The sequence below is a fragment of the Streptomyces sp. RLA123 genome, from assembly GCF_056270165.1.
Window position 1 is genome coordinate 7269534 of the sequence record NZ_JBWDOR010000003.1, and the last position, 19189, is coordinate 7288722.

General features: G+C 73.7%; 17 protein-coding genes and 1 pseudogene. 7 read left to right on the forward strand and 11 right to left on the reverse strand.

Annotated elements, in window-relative coordinates; all coding sequences use genetic code 11:
• Positions 1-242 precede the first annotated feature (242 nt).
• Positions 243-530 carry a hypothetical protein gene (locus tag RV983_RS33500; RefSeq protein ID WP_475989459.1) on the reverse strand — a complete coding sequence of 96 codons (288 nt, stop codon included), beginning with the start codon at positions 528-530 and terminating at the stop codon, positions 243-245.
• Positions 531-655: 125 nt separating this feature from the next.
• Positions 656-1294, reverse strand: coding sequence for an SCO6745 family protein (locus RV983_RS33505; RefSeq protein ID WP_475989460.1), 639 nt, complete (start codon positions 1292-1294; stop codon positions 656-658).
• 7 nt (positions 1295-1301) lie between these two features.
• Between RV983_RS33505 and RV983_RS33510 the strand changes: the two genes are divergently transcribed.
• The 4 genes and pseudogenes from RV983_RS33510 to RV983_RS33525 all read left to right on the forward strand — a co-directional run bounded on the left by RV983_RS33510 (position 1302) and on the right by RV983_RS33525 (position 8044).
• Positions 1302-1460, forward strand: a complete 159-nt coding sequence (locus RV983_RS33510; protein WP_475989461.1) for a hypothetical protein — start codon at positions 1302-1304, stop codon at positions 1458-1460.
• A gap of 247 nt (positions 1461-1707) precedes the next feature.
• The gene (locus RV983_RS33515; RefSeq protein WP_475989462.1) at positions 1708-5013 is read left to right on the forward strand and encodes a GH92 family glycosyl hydrolase; all 3306 of its coding nucleotides are present in this window, start codon (positions 1708-1710) and stop codon (positions 5011-5013) included.
• Positions 5014-5244: 231 nt separating this feature from the next.
• Positions 5245-5511, forward strand: a pseudogene (locus RV983_RS33520) (LmrA/YxaF family transcription factor); the annotation flags it as partial.
• 589 nt (positions 5512-6100) lie between these two features.
• Positions 6101-8044: an FHA domain-containing protein gene (locus RV983_RS33525; protein ID WP_475989463.1), complete on the forward strand. Its 1944-nt coding sequence runs from the start codon at positions 6101-6103 to the stop codon at positions 8042-8044.
• A gap of 54 nt (positions 8045-8098) precedes the next feature.
• Here RV983_RS33525 and RV983_RS33530 read toward each other — a convergent pair whose 3' ends face one another.
• The 8 genes from RV983_RS33530 to RV983_RS33565 all read right to left on the reverse strand — a co-directional run bounded on the left by RV983_RS33530 (position 8099) and on the right by RV983_RS33565 (position 15458).
• The gene (locus RV983_RS33530; RefSeq protein ID WP_475989464.1) at positions 8099-8872 is read right to left on the reverse strand and encodes an SDR family NAD(P)-dependent oxidoreductase; all 774 of its coding nucleotides are present in this window, start codon (positions 8870-8872) and stop codon (positions 8099-8101) included.
• On the reverse strand, positions 8869-9414 hold the full coding sequence (locus RV983_RS33535) for a cupin domain-containing protein (RefSeq protein ID WP_475989465.1): 546 nt from the start codon (positions 9412-9414) through the stop codon (positions 8869-8871). The genes RV983_RS33530 and RV983_RS33535 overlap by 4 nt, the downstream gene beginning before the upstream one ends.
• 109 nt (positions 9415-9523) lie before the next feature.
• Complete coding sequence (locus RV983_RS33540; RefSeq protein WP_475989466.1) at positions 9524-10402, reverse strand: helix-turn-helix domain-containing protein; 879 nt, start codon at positions 10400-10402, stop codon at positions 9524-9526.
• Between the two features lie 91 nt (positions 10403-10493).
• A complete protein-coding gene (locus tag RV983_RS33545; protein ID WP_475989467.1) occupies positions 10494-11372 on the reverse strand; it encodes an alpha/beta fold hydrolase in 879 nt (292 codons plus the stop codon).
• Positions 11373-11538: 166 nt separating this feature from the next.
• Positions 11539-12216 carry a response regulator gene (locus RV983_RS33550; protein WP_475989468.1) on the reverse strand — a complete coding sequence of 226 codons (678 nt, stop codon included), beginning with the start codon at positions 12214-12216 and terminating at the stop codon, positions 11539-11541.
• Complete coding sequence (locus RV983_RS33555; protein ID WP_475989469.1) at positions 12213-13538, reverse strand: sensor histidine kinase; 1326 nt, start codon at positions 13536-13538, stop codon at positions 12213-12215. Before RV983_RS33555 ends, RV983_RS33550 begins: the two co-directional genes overlap by 4 nt.
• Before the next feature lie 82 nt (positions 13539-13620).
• The gene (locus RV983_RS33560) at positions 13621-14475 is read right to left on the reverse strand and encodes an ABC transporter permease (RefSeq protein WP_475989470.1); all 855 of its coding nucleotides are present in this window, start codon (positions 14473-14475) and stop codon (positions 13621-13623) included.
• A complete protein-coding gene (locus RV983_RS33565; RefSeq protein WP_475989471.1) occupies positions 14472-15458 on the reverse strand; it encodes an ABC transporter ATP-binding protein in 987 nt (328 codons plus the stop codon). The genes RV983_RS33560 and RV983_RS33565 overlap by 4 nt, the downstream gene beginning before the upstream one ends.
• A 647-nt stretch (positions 15459-16105) precedes the next feature.
• On the opposite strand from RV983_RS33565, the gene RV983_RS33570 reads away from it, so the two are divergent.
• Entirely contained in the window at positions 16106-16879 is a 774-nt protein-coding gene (locus tag RV983_RS33570) for a hypothetical protein (RefSeq protein ID WP_475989472.1), read from the forward strand.
• A gap of 8 nt (positions 16880-16887) precedes the next feature.
• Positions 16888-17679 carry an NUDIX hydrolase gene (locus RV983_RS33575; protein ID WP_475989473.1) on the forward strand — a complete coding sequence of 264 codons (792 nt, stop codon included), beginning with the start codon at positions 16888-16890 and terminating at the stop codon, positions 17677-17679.
• On the opposite strand, the gene RV983_RS33580 is transcribed toward RV983_RS33575, so the two are convergent.
• Positions 17642-18052, reverse strand: a complete 411-nt coding sequence (locus tag RV983_RS33580) for an ATP-binding protein (protein WP_475990539.1) — start codon at positions 18050-18052, stop codon at positions 17642-17644. The two genes, RV983_RS33575 and RV983_RS33580, sit on opposite strands and share 38 nt — an antisense overlap.
• Positions 18053-18273: 221 nt before the next feature.
• Between RV983_RS33580 and RV983_RS33585 the strand changes: the two genes are divergently transcribed.
• Positions 18274-19155, forward strand: a complete 882-nt coding sequence (locus tag RV983_RS33585; RefSeq protein WP_475989474.1) for an SDR family oxidoreductase — start codon at positions 18274-18276, stop codon at positions 19153-19155.
• Positions 19156-19189: the final 34 nt, after the last annotated feature.

Consider the following 19189-nt stretch of genomic DNA (forward strand, 5'->3'; position numbering starts at 1 on the left):
TTGCGGCGGTCCCGCCCCTCCCGTGCCGGTCCCGGGGCGGCGCTCGTCACAAGGGGCTGACCTCGGTGAACTCCAGGGTCAGGATGCCGTGGGCGACGAAGGGGAGACGGCCGAGCCGGCCCCGACTTTGCGACCCCGTCGACCATGGTCGGCGCCGTGATCCTGTCGCGGGCCGTGGCGGCCGCCGACCCGGAACTCTCCGAACGGATCCTGGCGGCCGCACGGGAGCAAGCGGCGCCGCCTTACGAGGGCGATCGCCGAGGCCGCGTCGTGGCCGACCTCGACGAGCGTGTGCGCCACGACCAGTCCGAGCGGTTGTACCCGGCGCGGCACCGGACCAGGGTGGTGCGGCCGTCCCCCACGGCCGTGGCGGCCGTCCGGGCGAGCCGCGTGACTGTGGCGATCTGCCCGGCCGTGAGGGGTGCGTCCGGGAGTTCGGCGACCACATGCTCGACACGCGGGTCGCGGGGCCCGTGCCCGGGGAGCTCGACCAGGTCGACAAGCACGTCGAACTCGCCGTTCACGACCACCGGGTGAACGGTGCCGTGCCCGTCGGTCCAGGAAGTGGCCGCCCCTCCAGAGGCCGCGCGTGTTCTCGTCCCAGGGCGTCCCTGAGTCGGGGACGCCGCCGGCCCGGCCGCGTCTTCCTGCGGGCTCAAGGTGCTGGTGCGCCCGTGGGGTTGGGGTAGGGGAGCGCCGCGGCACAGGCGTGGGCCGGGGCGGAGAGGACGGCCAGGCGACGGTCGAGGGCGGCCGGGGGGAGTGCGGACCAGGGGCGGGCGGCGGCCAGGTCGGTGGCGGTTTCGAGGAAACGGTGGGCGGCCCGGCCGGCGTCGGTGGCCGAGCCGTCGGTGTCGAGCAGGCCGCGGGCGGTGAGGCGGGTGCGGGCGGCGGTCCACTGGTCGTCGGTCCAGCCGCGGTGGGGCTGGAGTTCGCCGCGCGGCAGGTCGATGCCGGAGCGCAGGACCAGGGCTTCGCAGCCGTCGAAGGCCGCCGCCACCAGGGCGGCGACATGGCCGTCACCGCGGTGTTCGCGGATCAGGGTCGCGTGGTGCCAGAGCTCGTCGATCGGGTCGGCAGGCAACGGCAGTGCCGCGTTGGCGGCGGCCAGGACCCGGCCGGCCATGTCGAGTGCGCCGGTGACCGGCCGCAGCAGGTCCGCCGCCTCCTCGGCCACCGCCTCGTGCCCGGCGATCAGCCGGCGCAGCGCGGCGCCGGCGCCCCGCGCGCGGGCCGCCAACGCCGCTTCCAGCGAAGCCAGTTGCCACACGCCCGGCAGGGCGCGGGCCACCATGCCCGGGGTGAAGGAGAAGAAGGCGGCGGTGACCGGTGCCGGGCCGGCGGGACCCAGTGCCATCGAGGGGGCCCTGGTGATCGCCCGCGCCGAACAGGACGTACGCGCCCTCACGACCGTCGCCGCCGAACTCGCCCCGCTGCTGGACGCCGCCGTCGCCCGCTGAGGGCGTCCCGCCTTCCGTGCGGCGCCGGGTGCATCTCGCCGCACGCGCACCCTTGACACCTGGCGATCAACCGGAGGACCATCCTGTCCGCACCCTGACAACGTTGTCTGACGAGGCGTTGTCAGGACTAAATGAAGGGCAGACAACGATGTCAGACACACCGTCAGGTCGATCTCGCGCGGGGCGGCTCCGGCCGACGCCGCGCTCCCCGCGGCGCCGGACCCCTCGCGGCGCGGCGGTCGCCCTCGTGGCGGCACTCGGTACCGTCCTCTCCCTCGCCGCCGCCGTCCCCGCGACGGCCGCGACGGCCACCTCGGCCCGGGACCAGGTGCGGGACACCGCGGCGTACGTCGACCCGCTGATCGGCTCGACCCACGCGGGCAACACGTACCCCGGCGCCGTGCAGCCCTTCGGCATGCTCGCCTGGAGTCCCCAGAACACCCGGGGCCAGATCCCGACCCCCGCTCCCGGCGGGTACGAGTACGGCGCGACGAAGATCCGCGGTTTCAGCCTCACCCACCTCAACGGTGTCGGCTGTTACGGGGCCAACGGCGACATCCCCGTGATGCCGTACGTCGGCGACGTCGACTCCTCCCCCTCGGCCGACGCCACCGACGCCAAGTACGCCAGCTCGTTCTCCCACGCGGACGAGACGGCGGAGGCGGGCTATTACAAGGTGGGTCTGGCCAGTGGCGCGTCCGCGGAACTGACCACGACCCCTCGTACCGGCTCGGGACGCTTCGGCTTCCCCGCCGACAAGCCCGCGAGCATGCTGTTCCGTACGTCCAACTCCGAGACGGGCAGCGGCGACGCGACCGTGCGGGTGGACAAGGCGGCGCGGACCGTGACCGGCTCGGTCACTGCCGGCAACTTCTGCGGCCCGATGAACACGAACAACGCCCACGACCTCTACACCCTTTACTTCACCGCACACTTCGACCAGCCGTTCGCGAAGGTCGGCACCTGGACCGACACCGCTCTGAACCCGGGATCGACCTCGGCCTCCGGTGGCACCGGTTACGGCACGAACGGCATCCAGGCGGCGGGCAAGGGCTCGGGCGCGTACGTGACGTTCGCTCAGGGCACGACGCAGGTCCAGGCCAAGGTGGCGATCTCGTACGTCAGCGCGGCCAACGCGGAAGCCAACCTCAAGGCCGAGAACCCGCCCCGCAAGACGTTCGCCTCGGTGCGGTCGCAGGCGGAGTCCGCGTGGCGGCACGAGCTGGACAAGGTGAAGGTGAGCGGCGGCTCCGACGCCCAGCGCACCACCTTCTACACCGCGCTGTACCACTCGATGCTGGAACCGACGCTGACCAGCGACGTCGACGGGCGGTACCTCGGCGCGGACCGCAAGCCGCACAAGCTGGCGAAGGGCCAGAAGGCGCAGTACGGCACCTTCTCGGGCTGGGACCAGTACCGCGCACAGGTGCAGTTGATGACCCTGCTCAACCCGAAGGCGGGCAGCGACTACGCCCAGTCCCTCTTCAACTACGCGGGCCAGCGCGACGGCGAGTGGGACCGCTGGCTGCTGGAGAACGGCAAGACCAGTGTGATGTCCGGCGACCCGTCCGCCGCCGCGCTCGCCGGGATTTACGCCTTCGGAGGACGTGACTTCGACGTCAAGGGCGCGCTGCGCTCCCTGATCACCGCGGCGACCGTGCCGACGGCGAACGACTCGGACAGCGCGGGCTGCAACGTGGAGTGTGTCGGGCAGCGCCCGGCGCTCGACAAGTACCTGAAGCTCGGTTACGTACCGGCGGACGGCTGCCACTGCTGGGGCGGCGCGGCCGAGACACTGGAGGACGCGGCGGCCGACCACGGGCTGTCGGAACTGGCCGGAGCCATCGGCGACCGCGCCGACCAGAAGAAGTTCCTGGAGCGTTCGGGCGCCTGGAGGTACGTCTTCGACGCGAACGCGACCCCGCAGGGCGGCTACATGCGGGACAGGAAGGCGGACGGGACCTGGGTCGGCGGTTCGTTCTCCCCGAGCACCGAGAGCGGCTTCGTCGAGGGCACCAGCGCCCAGTACACCTGGATGGTCTACTCGGACGTGGCGGGCCTCGCCCGCGCGATGGGCGGCAACGAGGCCGCGGTGAAGCGGCTGGACGCGTTCTTCCGTACACCGGACGGCGCTTTCGACTTCTCGGCGCAGGACCGCACGCGCTTCGACGCCACCAACGAGCCCGACATCAACGCCCCCTACGTGTACGACTACTTGGGGGCGCCCTGGAAGACCCAGGAAACCGTTCGCGCGGTGCTGGACCAGCTGTGGAGCGACCAGCCCGGCGGCATTCCCGGTAACGACGACGCGGGCACGATGTCGTCCTGGTACGTCTTCTCCGCGCTCGGCATGTACCCGCAGGTGCCCAGCCGGGCCGACCTGGTGCTCTCCGCGCCGCTGTTCCCGCGCGCGGTGATCCGTACCGGACACGGCAAGAAGATCACGGTCAACGCACCGGGCGCCTCGGCGGAGAACCGGTACATACGGGGTCTGCGGACCGACGGCAAGAAGTCCGACAAGCCGTGGGTGCCCGCATCCTTCGTCACGCACGGCGGCACCCTGGACTACACCCTGGGCAGCACACCGGACAAGTCCTGGGGCAGTGCTCCCGCCGACGCCCCGCCGTCCTTCCGCGAGGGCGGGGTGCCGTTCTTCACCGGGACCGCGCCCAGTTCGGTGAAGGTCGAGCCGGGAAGCACGGGGACCGCTTCCCAGGTCAAGGTGCAGACGATCGAGGACACGGCCACCACCGTGCACTGGAAGGCGACACCGCCTCAGGGCATCACCGTGACGCCGTCCGAGGGTGACTTCAAGGTGCCCGGCGGGAGTTCGGGCAGTGAGAAGTTCACCGTCACGGCCGCGGCCGGCACCCGGCCCGGCTTCTACACCGTGCCGGTGACGCTGACCTCGGCGTCCGGCACGCCAGTGCCGAGCACGTCGCTTGCGGTGACCGTCGCCGCGCGGGACAGCGTCATGTGGAACCTCAACAACACCGGCATCTCGGCTGACGACGCCAACCCGCAGGCCAACTTCGACGCCCAGGGGTGGAGTTACTCGGCGAAGGCCCTCGCCGAAGCGGGTGCGAAGCCCGGTGGCACGGTCTCCGCGGGTGGCTTCGACTTCACGTGGCCCGCGGTGAACCCGGGTGACCCGGACAACATCGAGGTGGTGGGCGGTGGCGCGCCGCAGGTCCTCGACCTGTCGGCCGGCTCCCCGGACGCGACAAAGCTGAGCCTGCTGGGCAGCGCCATCAATGGCACGACGACGGGCACGGTGACGCTCACGTACACCGACGGCACGACCCAGGAGGCCTCGATCGGGTTCAGCGACTGGACGCTGGGCGGCGGCACCCAGCAGCCGTCCTTCGGCAACGTCGTGGCGCTCCACACCCCGTACCGCGACAAGTCGGGCAGCGGGGTGGACCGGGTGGGTACCGACGTCTTCGCCACGGCGCCGATCTCCTTGCAGGCGGGCAAGCGGCTGGCGAGCGTGACCCTGCCGGGCGCGACCGACGGCGGCGTCATCCACGTGTTCGCGGTGGCCACGGCCTGATCCCGCGACGGGGGGCGGGGTGGGGACGGCCGCGGCCGTCCCCACCCCGCCCCTTTCGCGCGTGCGCCCGGTTCGGTACGTGCTCCCGGTCCAGGACCGGGAGGCCGAGCCGGGCCAGTCACTCCGGGCGGCGGGCAGTGCCTCCTGCTGGGGGCCGACGCCCCTCGGGGCCGGTGATACGGGCGGCCGGTTCGTGACCGGGGGCGCCGTACCGCCGTCGGTACGGCGCCCCCGGTCGCCGCCGCCACGGTCGACTGCGCCGGCGCCGGCGACTCTGTGCGTGCGGCCGCCGCCGCCTTCGCGACCTGGGCGGGACCGGTCGCCGCGGCCCTGCGCGACCTGGGGGTGCCGGCGGAGCGGGCGGAACCGCTGGCCACCTTGATGATCAGTGCCATCGAGGGGGCCCTGGTGATCGCCCGCGCCGAACAGGACGTACGCGCCCTCACCACGGTCGCCGCCGAACTCGCCCCGCTGCTGGACGCCGCCGCCGCCCGCTGAGGCGCGGGCCTACCGGCGGGATCCCGGACTGGAACGTCGTGGCGAACGTCGGAGCAGAACGCCGGAGTGGAACGCCGGAGCCGGGGCAGACGCTCCCCAGAGCCGCACCGACGACTACCCACCCCCCCGGTCGTCGGTGCGGCTCTTCCGCCTTCGCCACGTGACCGTGGCACCGCCTCCGGTGTGACGACGCCCCACCGGATCCCCGGGAGTCCGGACGTCCTCCGGCGTATCCATGCCGCCCGTACCACACGCCACTTGGCGGAGGCCGGACGACGGGTTCCGGGCACCACCCTTGTCGACTTTCGGACAACTGGGACTTTGATAAGTCGATTTGGCGCCACTTCGGAGGAAACTGGCGCCCAGGGCTGACGGGTGGCGGTGCCGCGGAGGTGGGCAGGACTTCCGCGGTACGGGATGATCAGGGCGGGTCCGGGGGCACGGGAGCCGGTGAACCGATCGGTGGCCTGCGCACGTGGACGCAGTGGACGAGGGGTGGCCGGCTTGTGGCGTGATGCGACGCGCAGCGGTAGGGCGGCCGGTGTTCGCGTTGTTCTCATCGGTACTTTGACGTGGAAATGAGTGACCTATGCCTCCTGAGATTGTTGGGCGTCAAGGCTCTCTGGCCGGGGAGAGGTTCGGCATCGGCGAGAAGCCCCTCACCTTCGGCCGCAAGGGCGAGAACACGGTGGTGATCGCCAGTGTGAGCGCCTCGCGGTTCCACGCGGAGGTGCGTCGCGAGAACCACGGGTTCGTCCTGTACGACCGGGGCAGCAGCAACGGGACGCGGGTCAACGGGGAACGCGTGACCTCACACGTACTGCAGCCCGGCGACCTCATCGCCATCGGTGAGGAGACCTTCTGCTTCGAGGCGGCCGACCCGATGGAGACGATCCTCGATCTCTCCCTCCTGCAGTCGCTGATGGCGCCGGCCGAGCCCGAGGAGCCAGGTCCGGTGCTGAACGTCACGGTGGCGGGCGGCGGTCCGGTGGGCCTGTCGTTCGCCCTGCTGATCGAGCACCTGATGGGGCGCCGGGTCTCCGTCACCGTCTACGACGGCCGCTGGACGCAGGACGGCGACCGGGTCGTGTGGAAGAGCGAGGCGCAGGGCAACGTCCGCCGGCAGCAGGTCGTCACCGTGCAGAGCCGCCAGTACCTGAACCTCCCCGAGGAGGTCCAGGCCCGGCTGTTCACCGAGGGCTCGTACACCGAGATGTGGCCGGCCGGCCCCGACTCCATCCGCGGCTTCAGCCCCCGCAACATACGCATCGCCTACATCGAGGACACCCTGCTCGCCCTCGCCAACGAGAAGCGGGAGCGCATCCGCCTGGTGCCCGCGCGTTTCGACGCGGTCGAGCACCACGGGACGGTCGCCAAGGACCACGTGCTGGCCATCTGCGAGGGCGGCCGCTCCCGCACCCGCGAGTACTTCACCGAGAAGTTCGGCACCGCCGACAAGTCGATCTATTCCCTGGCCGGCGAGCACATCCAGGACGTCGTTCTCGGACTGCGCGTCAAGTCCGGCCTCTCCGACCCGATGACCGTGCTGCTGACCGTCGCGCAGAATCGTTTCCTGCTCAACGCGCTGCGCGGCGAGGGCTTCCTCAACATGCGCCTCACCGACGCCGAGGCCAAGGAGGTCGTCGGCATCGACCCCGTCCGGCAGGTCTTCGAGGAGTGCATCGCCTCCCGCCCCTGCGTGATGGGACGCGACGAGCACGGCGACTTCCACTGCTCCACCCACAGCACCCTCTTCCTGCCCGCGCTCATCCGGGGCTCGGCCCTGTGGAAGCGGGTCAAGGAGGGACTCGCGCTCTTCGGCGTCCCCGAGGACGACCTGAGCGCGGTCACCGCCTTCCGGCTGGACATGGTGCAGCGCCCCCGCTTCACCGCCCGCCTCTACCCGGGCACCTCCTCCACCCCGGGCACCTACGGCTTCCTGCTCGGCGACGCCGCCAACGCCATCCACTTCTGGCCCGGGCGCGGCCTCAACAGCGGCCTGGGCTCGGCCATTTCACTCGCCCGTACGCTCAGTGGCACATGGCGCGGGCGGCCGCTGCGCGACGCCGACTTCGTCCGGCACGAGGCGGCCATGTCGATGCTCCAGTACCGGCACAAGAGCCGCGCGTGGAACGCCATGATCACCACGGATGAGAACGGCGTCAGCCGTGCCATCAAGGAGGTCATCGCCCAGAGCATCGCCGAGTCCGCGGCCCTGGACGGGGAACCGGACCGCGAGTCGGACATCGACGGCCTCATGGAGCAGCTCCGCGCGATCCGCGACCGCCTCGCGCCCCGCATCCCGGGCATGCCCGACGACGAGACCCTGCGGGCGCACCTGGAGACGCTCAGGAGCGAGACCCTGCGCACCCTGATCGACAGCGGACCCTGGGACACGCTGATCGTCGGCGGCGAGGAGGTCGACATCGACATCTTCTACCGCGACGAGCCGTCGGCGTCCCCCGCGACCCCGGCGAAACCCACGACACCCGCGGCGCCCGCCTCGAAGCCGGTCCCGGCCGCCACGGCCTGATGACGGGCCGCCCAGGACCGGTGGTCCTGGGCGGCCCGGCCCCACGCCGGCCGGTCACCATCCGGGGCGCGTGCTGACCCCGCCGTCGACCACGAGGTCGTGGCCGGTGATCCAGGAGGCGGCGGGGGAGGCGAGGAAGACGCAGGCGGCGCCGATGTCCGCCGGGCTGCCGAGGCGGTTCAGGGGCGCGGCCGCGGTCCAGCGGCGCACCCCGTCGGGCCAGTCGCCGGCCAGGCCCGGACGGTCGACCAGGCCGGGGGAGACGGTGTTGACGCGGATGCCCGCGGGTCCGTACTCGCCGGCGGCCGCCCGGGCGAACATGATCAGCGCGGCCTTGGCGGCGCTGTAGTGGGCATGCCCGTGGGCGGGACGGCTGCCCTCGACGGAGGCGATGGCGGTGATCGAACCGCCGCCCTGCCGGGACATGTGCACGGCGGCGGCCTGCACCACCCCGAAGGCCGCGTGGAGGTTCGCGTCGATCACCTCGCGCCAGGCCGCGTCGTCCATCCCGGCGAGTTCCCGCACCGGCTGGACGCCCGCGCAGTGGACGACCGTGTCGAGTCGCCCGCCCCACGCGGCCGCGGCCCCGACGAGGTCGCGGGATTCGTCCGGCCGCGTCAGGTCCGCGCTCAGGGCGTGGGCGCTGCCGCCCGCGGCGGCGATCCCGGCGGCGAGTTCCTCGACGGCGTCGGTCCCGCGGCGGGCGTGGAGTACGACCGCCGCCCCCGCGTCCGCGAGGCTCCGGGCGACCCCCGTCCCGATGCCGCCGCCGGCCCCGGTGACGAGCGCGACCTGTCCGGTGAGGCCGAAGCCGGGGGTGCCCGTCATTTCCGCTCCCTGTGCGTGCCGTCGGTTGCCGCGCTCTGCGGACGGCTCAGGGAGCGGATCAGCGCCGCATGCGCCGGATAACGGGCGGCCAACGCGTCGGGGTCGCCGCCCTCGAAGTCCGCGGCGACGAAGCCGGGCGCCATGGTCGTCCCGCACAGCGACCAGCGTCCGCCGGGCGCGACCCGTGCCGCCATCCACGTACCGGCCGGCACCGTCCACTGCACCCTGCGGTCGGCGTCGTCGCCGAGCAGCAGAACGTGCGAGTGGCCGTCCGGTTCGAGCAGCAGGAGTTCGGCCGGGTCGCCCCGGTAGAAGTGCCACACCTCGTCGGCGGGCAGCCGGTGCGGCGCGGAGGAGCCGTCCCCGTCGGCGCTGAGCAGGAACAGGATCGCGGAGCCCGCCGGGCGGCCCGTTCCGTCCGGCGGCCCGGCCCACGTACGGCGGAACCGGCCGCCCTCGAACGGCAGCGGCTCCAGCCCGTGGCGGGCGGCCACCTCGTCGGCGCTCTCGTCGTCGCTCTCGTTGTCGCGGTGCTGCGGCATCGTCCCCTCGCCCCCTGCCGGTACGGGACCTCGGCTTCCGCCGTCGGTGCCGACCCTATGAGACGGGGGCGCGCTCCGGCCCCCGGCGCGCGCGTGCGGGGAGCCGCGCTCAGGAACCCGTGAAGCGGGGCCGCGGGGCGGGGTCGCCGCTCCAGGAGGCGAGGAGGGCGAGCGCCTGCTCGGAGGGGGAACCGGGCTCGGCGGTGTAGATACCGAGGACCTGTTCCGCGTCCCCGGTGACCGCCAGCGCCTCGTAGTCGAGGGTGAGGTCGCCCACCACCGGGTGATGGAACAGCTTCCTGCCGAAGGTGCGGCGCTCCACGTCGTGGGCGGCCCACCAGGTACGGAAGTCCCGGTCCCGCAAGGAGAGTTCACCGACGAGTTCGGTGAGGCGGGCGTCGTGGGGGTGCTCGCCCGCGTAGAGGTGGAGGGCGGCGACGGTGGTGCGGGCGACGCCCTCCCAGTCCTCGTACAGCGTCCGTGCCTCGTCGTGCAGGAAGATGAACCGCGCCATGTTGCGCTCGCGCTGCGGCAGCGCGTCGAAGTCGGTGTAGAGGGCACGGGCCAGCCGGTTGGTGGCGAGCACGTCGGTGCGGCGCCCCACGACCAGGGCGGGGACCTCCGTCAGCGTGTCGAGGATCCGGTACAGCCCCGGGCGCACCCGCTGCGCGGGTACGGGACGCGGACGGCTCCGCACCGGCTTGGCGATGCTGAACAGGTGGCCGCGCTCGTCGCTGGTCAGGTGCAGCGCGCGGGCGATCGCGTCGAGCACGCTCTCGGAGACGTTGACGGCACGGCCGCGCTCCAGCCGTACGTAGTAGTCGACGCTGACCCCCGCCAGCTGGGCGACCTCCTCGCGGCGCAGTCCCGGCACCCGCCGTGACGTCGGTGCCGGCGTCAGTCCCGCCTGCTCGGGGGAGATCTTCGCCCGCCGGGAGCGCAGGAACTCGCCGAGTCCGCCCCCGCGGGGGTCCGCCTGGTCGTCCATGGACCCCACGCTACGCCGCGCCTCCCGGCCGCCCGGGCGGCAAAGGGGTACTGCCGGACCCCCTTGCGGCATCCCCCGGGCTGCCGCGCCGTCACACCGTTCGGGCGGCGTTGCGCGCGATCGCGGCGGTGACCGACGGCCAGACCGCCTCGGGCAGGTCGTGGCCCATGCCGGGGACGAGGAGGAGCTCGCTGCGGGGGACGGCGGCGGCCGTCGCCTCACCCCCGCTGCGGTCGACCAGGCAGTCGTCCTCGCCGTGGACGACCAGGGTGGGGACGGCGACCGAGCGGAGCGCCGCCGTGCGGTCGGGGGAGGCCAGGATGGCGGCGTACTGGCGGGTGTAGCCCTCGGGACGGTGCGCGCGGTCATGGGCGGCGGTGACGCGTTCGCGGAGCGTGCCCTCCGCGACGGGGTAACCGGGGGAGCCGATCACCTCGGAGCGCCGGACGCCGGCGGCGATGACCCCTTCGCGGTCCAGGGACGCGGCGCCCGGGCCGGGCATGACGGCGCGGGCCCGCTCCGAGGCGCGGCCCACGGACCGGTCCCCCGTGGTGGACATGATCGAGCACAGCGACAGCACACGCCCGGGGTGGTCGATCACCAGCTGCTGGGCGATCATGCCGCCCATCGACGCCCCGACGACGTGTGCGGCGGGGATGCCGAGGGCGCCGAGCAGGTCGGCGGTGTCCTGCGCCATGTCGGCCAGCAGATACGGCACCCCGGAGGTGTCGCCGCGAAGGACCGTGCCGATGTCGGGCACGGCGTGTCCGTCGAGCCCGCTCGACAGGCCGCTGTCGCGGTTGTCGAAGCGGACGACGAAGAAGCCGCGCTCCGCCAGGGCGGTGCAGAACTCCGGGCGCCATGCGGTCATCTGCGCGCCGAGACCCATGACGAGCAGCAGGGCGGGATGCCCCGGGCTGCCGAAGGTGTCGTACTCGATCTCCATCCCGTTGGCTTTCGCACGCGGCATGCGGGGCTCCTCGGTCGGGTCGGTCGGGTCTTCGGTGGACCGCCAGGCTGTGTACCGTCCAGTCGGTACGGTACCGGCCCGGCGGCCCGTGGTGCCGTTCGCCGTGCGACCCGCGGCGGTCCGGCCGGCCCGGCGCCGGAGGAGCACACATGGCGCTCGCGGCCCGTCACTCCCCGGGCTTGGGGTGGGTGAGTCCGAGGTCGTAGGCGAGGATGACGGCCTGGATGCGGTCGCGGGCACCGATCTTCCCCATGACCCGGCCGACATGGGTCTTGACCGTCGACTCGGACAGCACCAGCCGCTCCGCGATCTCGCCGTTGGTCCACCCCCGGCCGACGGCGACCAGGATCTCGTGCTCCCGTTCGGTGAGCGCGCCGAGCCGGGGGTGGGCGCGCATGGCGCGGCCGTCGGGGGCCACGGGCAGATGCCGGGCGTACGCGTCCAGCAGACGCCGGGTCAGCGCCGGGGCGATGACGGCGTCGCCGCGGGCGATGGCGCGGACGCCCGAGAGCAGTTCCTCGGGGCGCGCGTCCTTGAGCAGGAAGCCGCTGGCGCCGGCGCGCAGCGCGGTGTGCGCGTACTCGTCCAGGTCGAAGGTGGTCAGGACGAGGATCCGGGAGCGGCCGCCGGTGGCGACGATGCGGCGGGTCGCCTCGATGCCGTCCATGCCGGGCATCCGCACGTCCATGAGGACCACGTCGGGGCGGAGTTCGGCGGTCAGGCGCACGGCCTCCGCCCCGTGGCCGGCCTCCCCCGCGACGACGGTGTCCGGCGAACTCTCCAGCAGCATCCGGAATCCGTACCGCTGCAACGGCTGGTCGTCGACGACGAGCACCGTGGTCACGGGGCGGCTCCGTCCGGGCCCGGCGCCGGGGTGAGGTCCAAGGCGGCGTGCACGGTCCATCCCGGACCGGGCCCGGGGCCCGCGCTCACGGTGCCGCCGTACAGCGCGGCGCGCTCGGTCATGCCCGCCAGGCCGTGTCCCTCCCCGGGCACCGGGCGTGGCCCGGCCGGGGCTTCGGACGGCCCGCTGTCCTGGACGCGGAGGTGCAGGGCGGTCGCCTCGACGGCGAGCGCGAGGTCGATCCGGGTGCCGGGCCCGGCGTGCTTGATGGCGTTGGTCAGCGCCTCCTGCGCGATGCGGTAGACCGTCAGCTGGATGCCCCGGTCGAGGGAGTCCACCGCGCCGGTGGTGCGGTAGCGGACCTCGGGGCCGGCGGCGCGGATGCGGGCGCACAGGCCGTCGACGTCCGCGATGCCGGGCTGCGGGCTGAGCTCGGGTGCCAGGGTGTGGTCGCGCAGCACGCCGATCATGCGCCGCAGTTCGCCCAGTGCCTGCCGTCCGGTCTCGCCGATCAGCTGCAACGCCTCCTTGCCGCGTTCGGGGGTGCGGTCGGCGGCGTACGCGCCCCCGTCGGCAAGGGTGATCATGACGGACAGGTTGTGGCCGACGATGTCGTGCATCTCGCGCGCCACCCGGGCCCGTTCGGTCGCGGCGGCCAGCCGGGTGCGCTGGTCGCGCTCGATCTCCAGGCGGGTGGCGCGGTCCCGCAGGACGTCGAGCTGGGCCCGCCGGACGCGGACGGCGAGGCCGAGGGCAACGGCCGCCGTCGCGGAACTGCACAGGAAGAACAGCACGTCGCCGACGGAGACGACGGCGGCGACCCGTGCCGCGACGAGCACGAGTGCTCCCGCCGTCACCGCACAGGCCCAGGGCAGGTGCCGCAGCCGCCCGTGCAGCGTCAGGCTGTACAGGGCGACCAGCAGGGCGATGCCGGCGCGCAGCCACACCCCCAGCGACCACTCCAGCACGAAGACCGCGGCGACGACGCCGAACGCCGCGGACGGGGTGCGGCGCCGCCACAGCAGGGGCAGTACGAGTCCCGCCTGCAGCCCGAGGACCAGCGGGACCGGCACGGGCGTGAACGCGGCGGCGAGTCCGGGCGGGGCGTCGCCCGCGTGCACCAGGTCCGCCACTCCGAACAGCAGGAAGACCAGGCCCGCGACGACCGCGTCCAGCGCCCACGGCCTGGCCCGGTCCGCGCGGCGCAGGCGCTGCCCGAGGCGGGTCAGCCGGCCGACCAGGGGATGGCTCCACAACGGGTCCGGGCCGGCCGGGGACAGCGGACGGGGCTCTTCCACGACGCCGCCGCGGATGAGGGTCATGGGGGTCACCTTGCCATGGTGGTCGGGAGGCACGGACGCGGCACCCGGACCGATCCGGGTGCCGCGGGCCGGCTGCGGGTGGTCAGGCGTCGCTCCGCACCAGGCGGTGAGCGGCCGCCGCCAGCGCCAGCAGCGTCCAGCCGAGGAAGACGGCAAGTCCCGTGCCCGGCGCGAGGGTGGCCGCGTCGTGCTGAAGGGCGAACATCGCCTGGCCCGCGTTGCTCGGCAGGTAGGGGCCGATGTCGTCCTGCCAGGAGGCCGGCAGCAGCGACACCAGGCCCGGTACGAGCATCAGCGCGCCCACGAGCACCGATATGCCGCCGGCGACGGAGCGCAGCAAGGCGCCCAGGGCGGTGCCGATCACGGCCACCAGCGCGAGGTACAGGCCCGCGCCGAACAGGCCGCGGACCACGCCCGGATCCGAGAACGTCATGGCCGCCCGGGTGCCCGCGACGATGTCCCTGGCGAAGAAGAAGGCCACGAACGCCCCGGCGGTCCCCACGGTCAGGGCGACCGCGCCGAACACCGCCGCCTTCGACCACAGCACGGGCAGGCGGCGCGGGACCGCCGCCAGCGTGGAACGGATCATGCCCGTCGAGTACTCGCCCGCGGTGACCAGCACACCGAGCACCCCGAGGGCCAGTTGGGCGAAATTCGTGCCGAACAGCGACAGGCTCTCCGCGCTCGCGGCGGCGAAGTCCGGGTCCATGGGGCGGCCGGAGGTGATCCGGGAGCGGTACTGCGCCGCGGCGATCAGACCGAAGGCCACCAGGAACAGCAGGCCGAGGCCGAGGGTGATCCAGGTGGAGCGCAGGGACCACAGCTTCGCCCACTCCGAGCGCAGGACCCGCCGCCCGGTCACCTTGTACGCGGGACGGGCGACGTCCGCGGCGGCCTCCGCCGCTGCGGGCGCGTGATCGGGGGTGAGGGTACTCATGCCGCCCTCCCGGGAAGCTCGGTGGCGTGGGTGGCGTGGGTGGCGGCGGTGGCCGTGCCCGCGGCGGTGGCCGTGCCGGTGCCGCCGTGGTACTCGACGGAGTCCTTGGTCAGGTCCATGAAGGCGTCCTCCAGTGACACGGACGCCGTGGCGAGCGCGAACAGCGCGATCCCGAGCTCGGCGGCCCGCAGGCCGACGTCCCGGGCGGACACGCCGGTCACCTGGAGCTCCGGCGAGCCGGCGCGTCCGGATACCTCGACGCCCGGCCCCGCCAGTGCCTCCCGCAGGCGGGCCGGGTCGGCGGTGGCCACCAGCACGGTGTCGCCGCCGGCCTGCCGCACGAGGTCCCGCACGGTGGTGTCGGCGAGCAGCCGCCCGCGGCCGACGACGATCAGATGGTCGGCGACGAGCGCCATCTCGCTCATGAGGTGCGAGGAGACGAAGACGGTGCGGCCCTCCGCGGCCAGCCCGGTCAGGAGGGTGCGGATCCACAGCACGCCCTCGGGGTCGAGGCCGTTGACCGGTTCGTCGAGCATGATCGTGCCGGGGTCGCCGAGCAGTGCCGCCGCGATGCCCAGGCGCTGGCCCATGCCCAGCGAGAACGCCCCGGCGCGCTTCCGGGCCACCGACCGCAGGCCCGTCAGCTCGATGACCTCCTCGACGCGGCGGCGCGGGATGCCGTGCGTGTACGCCTGGGCCATCAGGTGGTCGAAGGCCGACCGGCCCGGGTGGATCGACCTGGCCTCCAGCAGCGCCCCGACCTCCTGGAGTGGGGCCGCGTGCCCGGCGTACCGGCGCCCGTTGACGGACACGGTGCCGGCGGTGGGGGCGTCCAGGCCGATGACCATGCGCATCGTGGTCGACTTGCCGGCGCCGTTGGGCCCGAGGAAGCCGGTGACGGAACCGGGCCGGACGGTGAAGTCCAGATGGTCCACCGCCGTCCGCTCCCCGTACCGCTTGGTCAGCTGGTGTGCCTCGATCATCGTGCCGCCCTTGCGTCGTGGTGCCGGGCTGTCCGGTGCCTCACCTGCAACGTTAGGTACGCGATCGCGGTGATCCGTGGTACCGCGGTGGTCATTCGGGGGCGGCCCGGTGGTACCGCGGTACTACCGCCACCGGGGCCCCGGCGCGGACCTCAGGGTCACCATGCGGGGCGTGAAACCTCCCGAAGGAAATATTTCCGGCATTCCGCCGTGCTGACCAAGGGACACCGCCTCACTTGTGCGGTCGGAGGTCCCCATGACGAGTTCGGGTCAGACGCGACTCGCGACGAGCCACGGCCGGTCCGTCGCGCCACGGCAACCGGGGTTCAGAGCACTCGGGTCCGGTCTGCGACGGCGGGCCCCCCTCGTCCTCGCCGCGGCCATGCTGATCGCGATCACGCTCTTGGGTCTGCTCGTCCCCCGCGTCCCGTCACGCCCAGTGGCGTGACGCGGCGCGCCGGCGGCGCACGGCCGGGCGCCGCTGTCCACGGGCGGGGACCGCGCCGCGCGGGCCGCCGTGCTGCTGCGACCGCTGCTGCCCGAGCCGCCGGACCACGTGCCGCTCCGGGCGCCCCGGGCCCGCCCCGCGTCCGGAACCGTTGCCCGCGGCTCACCTCCCGCACACCCGCGCGCGTCATACTGCGCGCATGAGACCCCCGGCCCCGCGCCTCACCGGTACCGCGGCCCTGGCCGTACTGATCGCCCTGGCCGGCTGCGACGGCCCGCCGGACACGACGGACCCGCGCCCGCTCCGTACCGTGGCGCCGCTGCCGGACTCCGCGGTGGGGCAGGCCCTGGCCGAGCGTGCCGCGCATCCCTACTCGGCCCGCTTCCGCACGGAAAGGACGCCCGGCTCGACGTCCTCGCCGGTACAGCGGATCGAGGGGACCTTGAACCTCGGCGCCCACACGACCGGCGAGTTCTCCGTGTCGTCCGTGGAACCCGACCGGTACAAGGAGGCGCAGGAAGTGCTGACGCCCACCGGCGCCTGGGTGCGCGAGGTCGACGCCAACGGGCGGACCGTACGCGGCTGGTGGCACGACCCGCTCTCCAAGGCACCGCCGGGCAACCAGATCATGCAGGTCCACGCCGTCGCCCAGCTGCTCGCCCGCCGGCCCGCCAACGCCCATCAGCGGCTCCGCGAGGACGCCGGTGGCCCACCGCTGTACCGGCTCTCCGGCCGGATCGCCACCGCGGCGTTCGAGGACATCGACCCGCGCACCTACGCCATGCTCGTGCCCCGCGAGGACGTCCCGGGGACGAAGGGCGTCTCGTGCACGGCCTGGGTGGACGCCCAAGGACGTGTCACCCGCTTCGAGGAGGACCTCGTCCATCCCGACGGCAGCCGCTACCAGAGCGTCATGACGTTCACCGGCTTCGCCGGGCCGGTGCCGGTCCGGGCTCCCGCGGCCGCCCCGTGACCGGGCCGGTGCGACCGCCCACCGGCGGCGTCGCCCTCGTGGAGGCCCGCCGGATCCGTCTGGTCGAAGTCGGCACCCCGGAGCTGCCGGCGGGCGTGCGGCCGGCCATGGACCGGGCCTGGGACGCGGCCGTCGCGGCGGCGCCGGCCCTCTTCGACGGTCCGGTGGCGGCCTGCGTCGGGCTGGACCGCGACGAGCCGGACTCCCTCGTGCTGTCCTGGGCGAGGACGACGTACCGGCGGCACGTCCTGCGCCGGTTCCCCGGGTCGACCGGCTGGCTCCCGGCGCTGTTCGTCGCCGTACTGCAACCCGACGAGGACGGGCGTCTTCTCGTCGGCCGGATGGCACCCTGGACCGCCACCCTCAGCCGGATGCAACTGCCCGGCGGATCCGCCGAACCCCCCGAGGATTACGAGGCGTTGGACCTGGACGCGCTGCGCCGGCACGCCGCCCGCGAACTGGCCGAGGAGACCGGCGCCGTCCTCCCGCCCGGTGACCTGAAGTTCTGGCTCGTCACTCATGCCGCCAACGGCACGGTCGGCGTCCTGTTCCTCGCCCCGCCACGGCCCGAGGCCGAGCTGCGCGAACGCTTCGCGGCCCTCGTGGCCGCGGAGACCGCGCGGGGTCTGGAGCCGGAGTTCGACCGGATCGTGTTCGTCGGGTCCCCGGCCGACGTGGCCGCCCTCGGCGCCCGCGCGGTGGACTACCTGGAACCGGTCGTCCGCCGCTACGCCGACCGCGCCGCTGAGCCGGTGGACGGACTCAGGAGCGAGGATCCTCCGGCCTGCCCGGCGGGGTGAAGCAGGCCGTCACCGTCTTGCCGTCCCGCCGGGTGTGGGTGTGCCAGTGGTCGGCCACGGCATCGACCAGGGCGAGCCCGCGGCCACCGGTCGCGGTCGCGTCGGCCTGGCGCGGGGCGGGCATCTCGCCGCCGGAGTCGTGGACGCTGACGTGCAGGCACCGGCTGTCCCAGGTGAGCACGAGCTCGGCGTCGCTGCGGGCGTGCACATGGGCGTTGGTGATCAGCTCGGACACCGTGAGCAGGATGTCGTCGACTGTCCCCGGGGCGTCCTCGGTCCACTCCAGCGTGTCCAGGTGCTCGCGGGTCCAGCGCCGGCCCGCGCGTACCCCGCCGGACACGGGGAAGGACCGCGCCCAGCCCACGGCTTTCATCGATGTGTCGGCCACCGCGCGTCTCCCTTCGAAGGCCCGTTTCTCCCGTCTACCCCGCTTTCGCCGCCGCACAAGGCCCGTGGCGGGGCCGTGATGCGGAGCGCGGCCCGGGGGCGGATCGTGGGAGGGGACCGACCGACGACGCCCGCGCGGGCCGTACGGCGCGGGTGACCCGGCCCGGCGGCGAGCCTGGCGGGGACGGCGAGGACGGGGGAGTACCGGTGAAGCAGTCCGTCCTGCAGGACCGTGTGGCCGTGGTGACGGGTGCCGCCCGCGGCCTCGGGGCCGGCCTGGCCAGGGAGCTGGCCCGCCGCGGAGCCCGGATCGCCCTGCTCGGCCGCGAGGAGCAGGCCCTTGCGGCCGTCGCCCGTTCGCTGCCGACCCAGGCCCTGTGCTGGGAGGCCGATGTCACCGACGACGCCACCATGAGCCGTGTCGCCGGCGAAGTGTCGGCCCGCATGGGGGACCCGTCGGTGGTGATCGCGAACGCCGGTATCGCCGAAGGCGGTCCGTTCGTGGAGTCCGACCCCGCCGTGTGGCGGCGTGTCATCGAGGTCAACCTCGTCGGCAGTGCCACCACAGCCCGTGTCTTCCTGCCGTCGCTGCTGCGCACGCGGGGCTACTTCCTCCAGGTCGCGTCACTCGCCTCCATCGGCGCGGCGCCCATGATGAGCGCGTACTGCGCCTCCAAGGCGGGCGTGGAGTCCTTCGCGCAGTCACTGCGGTCCGAAGTCGCCCACGACGGCGTGGCGGTCGGCATCGCGTACCTGAACTGGACGGACACCGACATGATCCGCGACGCGGACGAGCACCCGGTGCTGCGCGAACTGCGCGCCCACATGCCGCCACCGGCACGGAAGGTGTACTCGGTCGAGTCGGTGGCCGTCCGCCTGGCCACCGCGGTGGAGCGCCGCGTCCCGGCGGTCTACGCCCCGCCGTGGCTGCGGGCGGCGCAACCGGTGCGCGCACTGCTGCCGTCGGTCGTCGTGCGGTTCTCGCGCCGGGAGCTGCCGCGGCTGGCCGAACGGACGCCGTTCCGGGCGACCGGTCTGCTGGGTCCCGGCGGTCGTGCCGACATGCCCGGCGACGGCGCCAAGCCCTGAGGGGCGGCCTCCGGTCCCGGCCGGCACCGGAGGC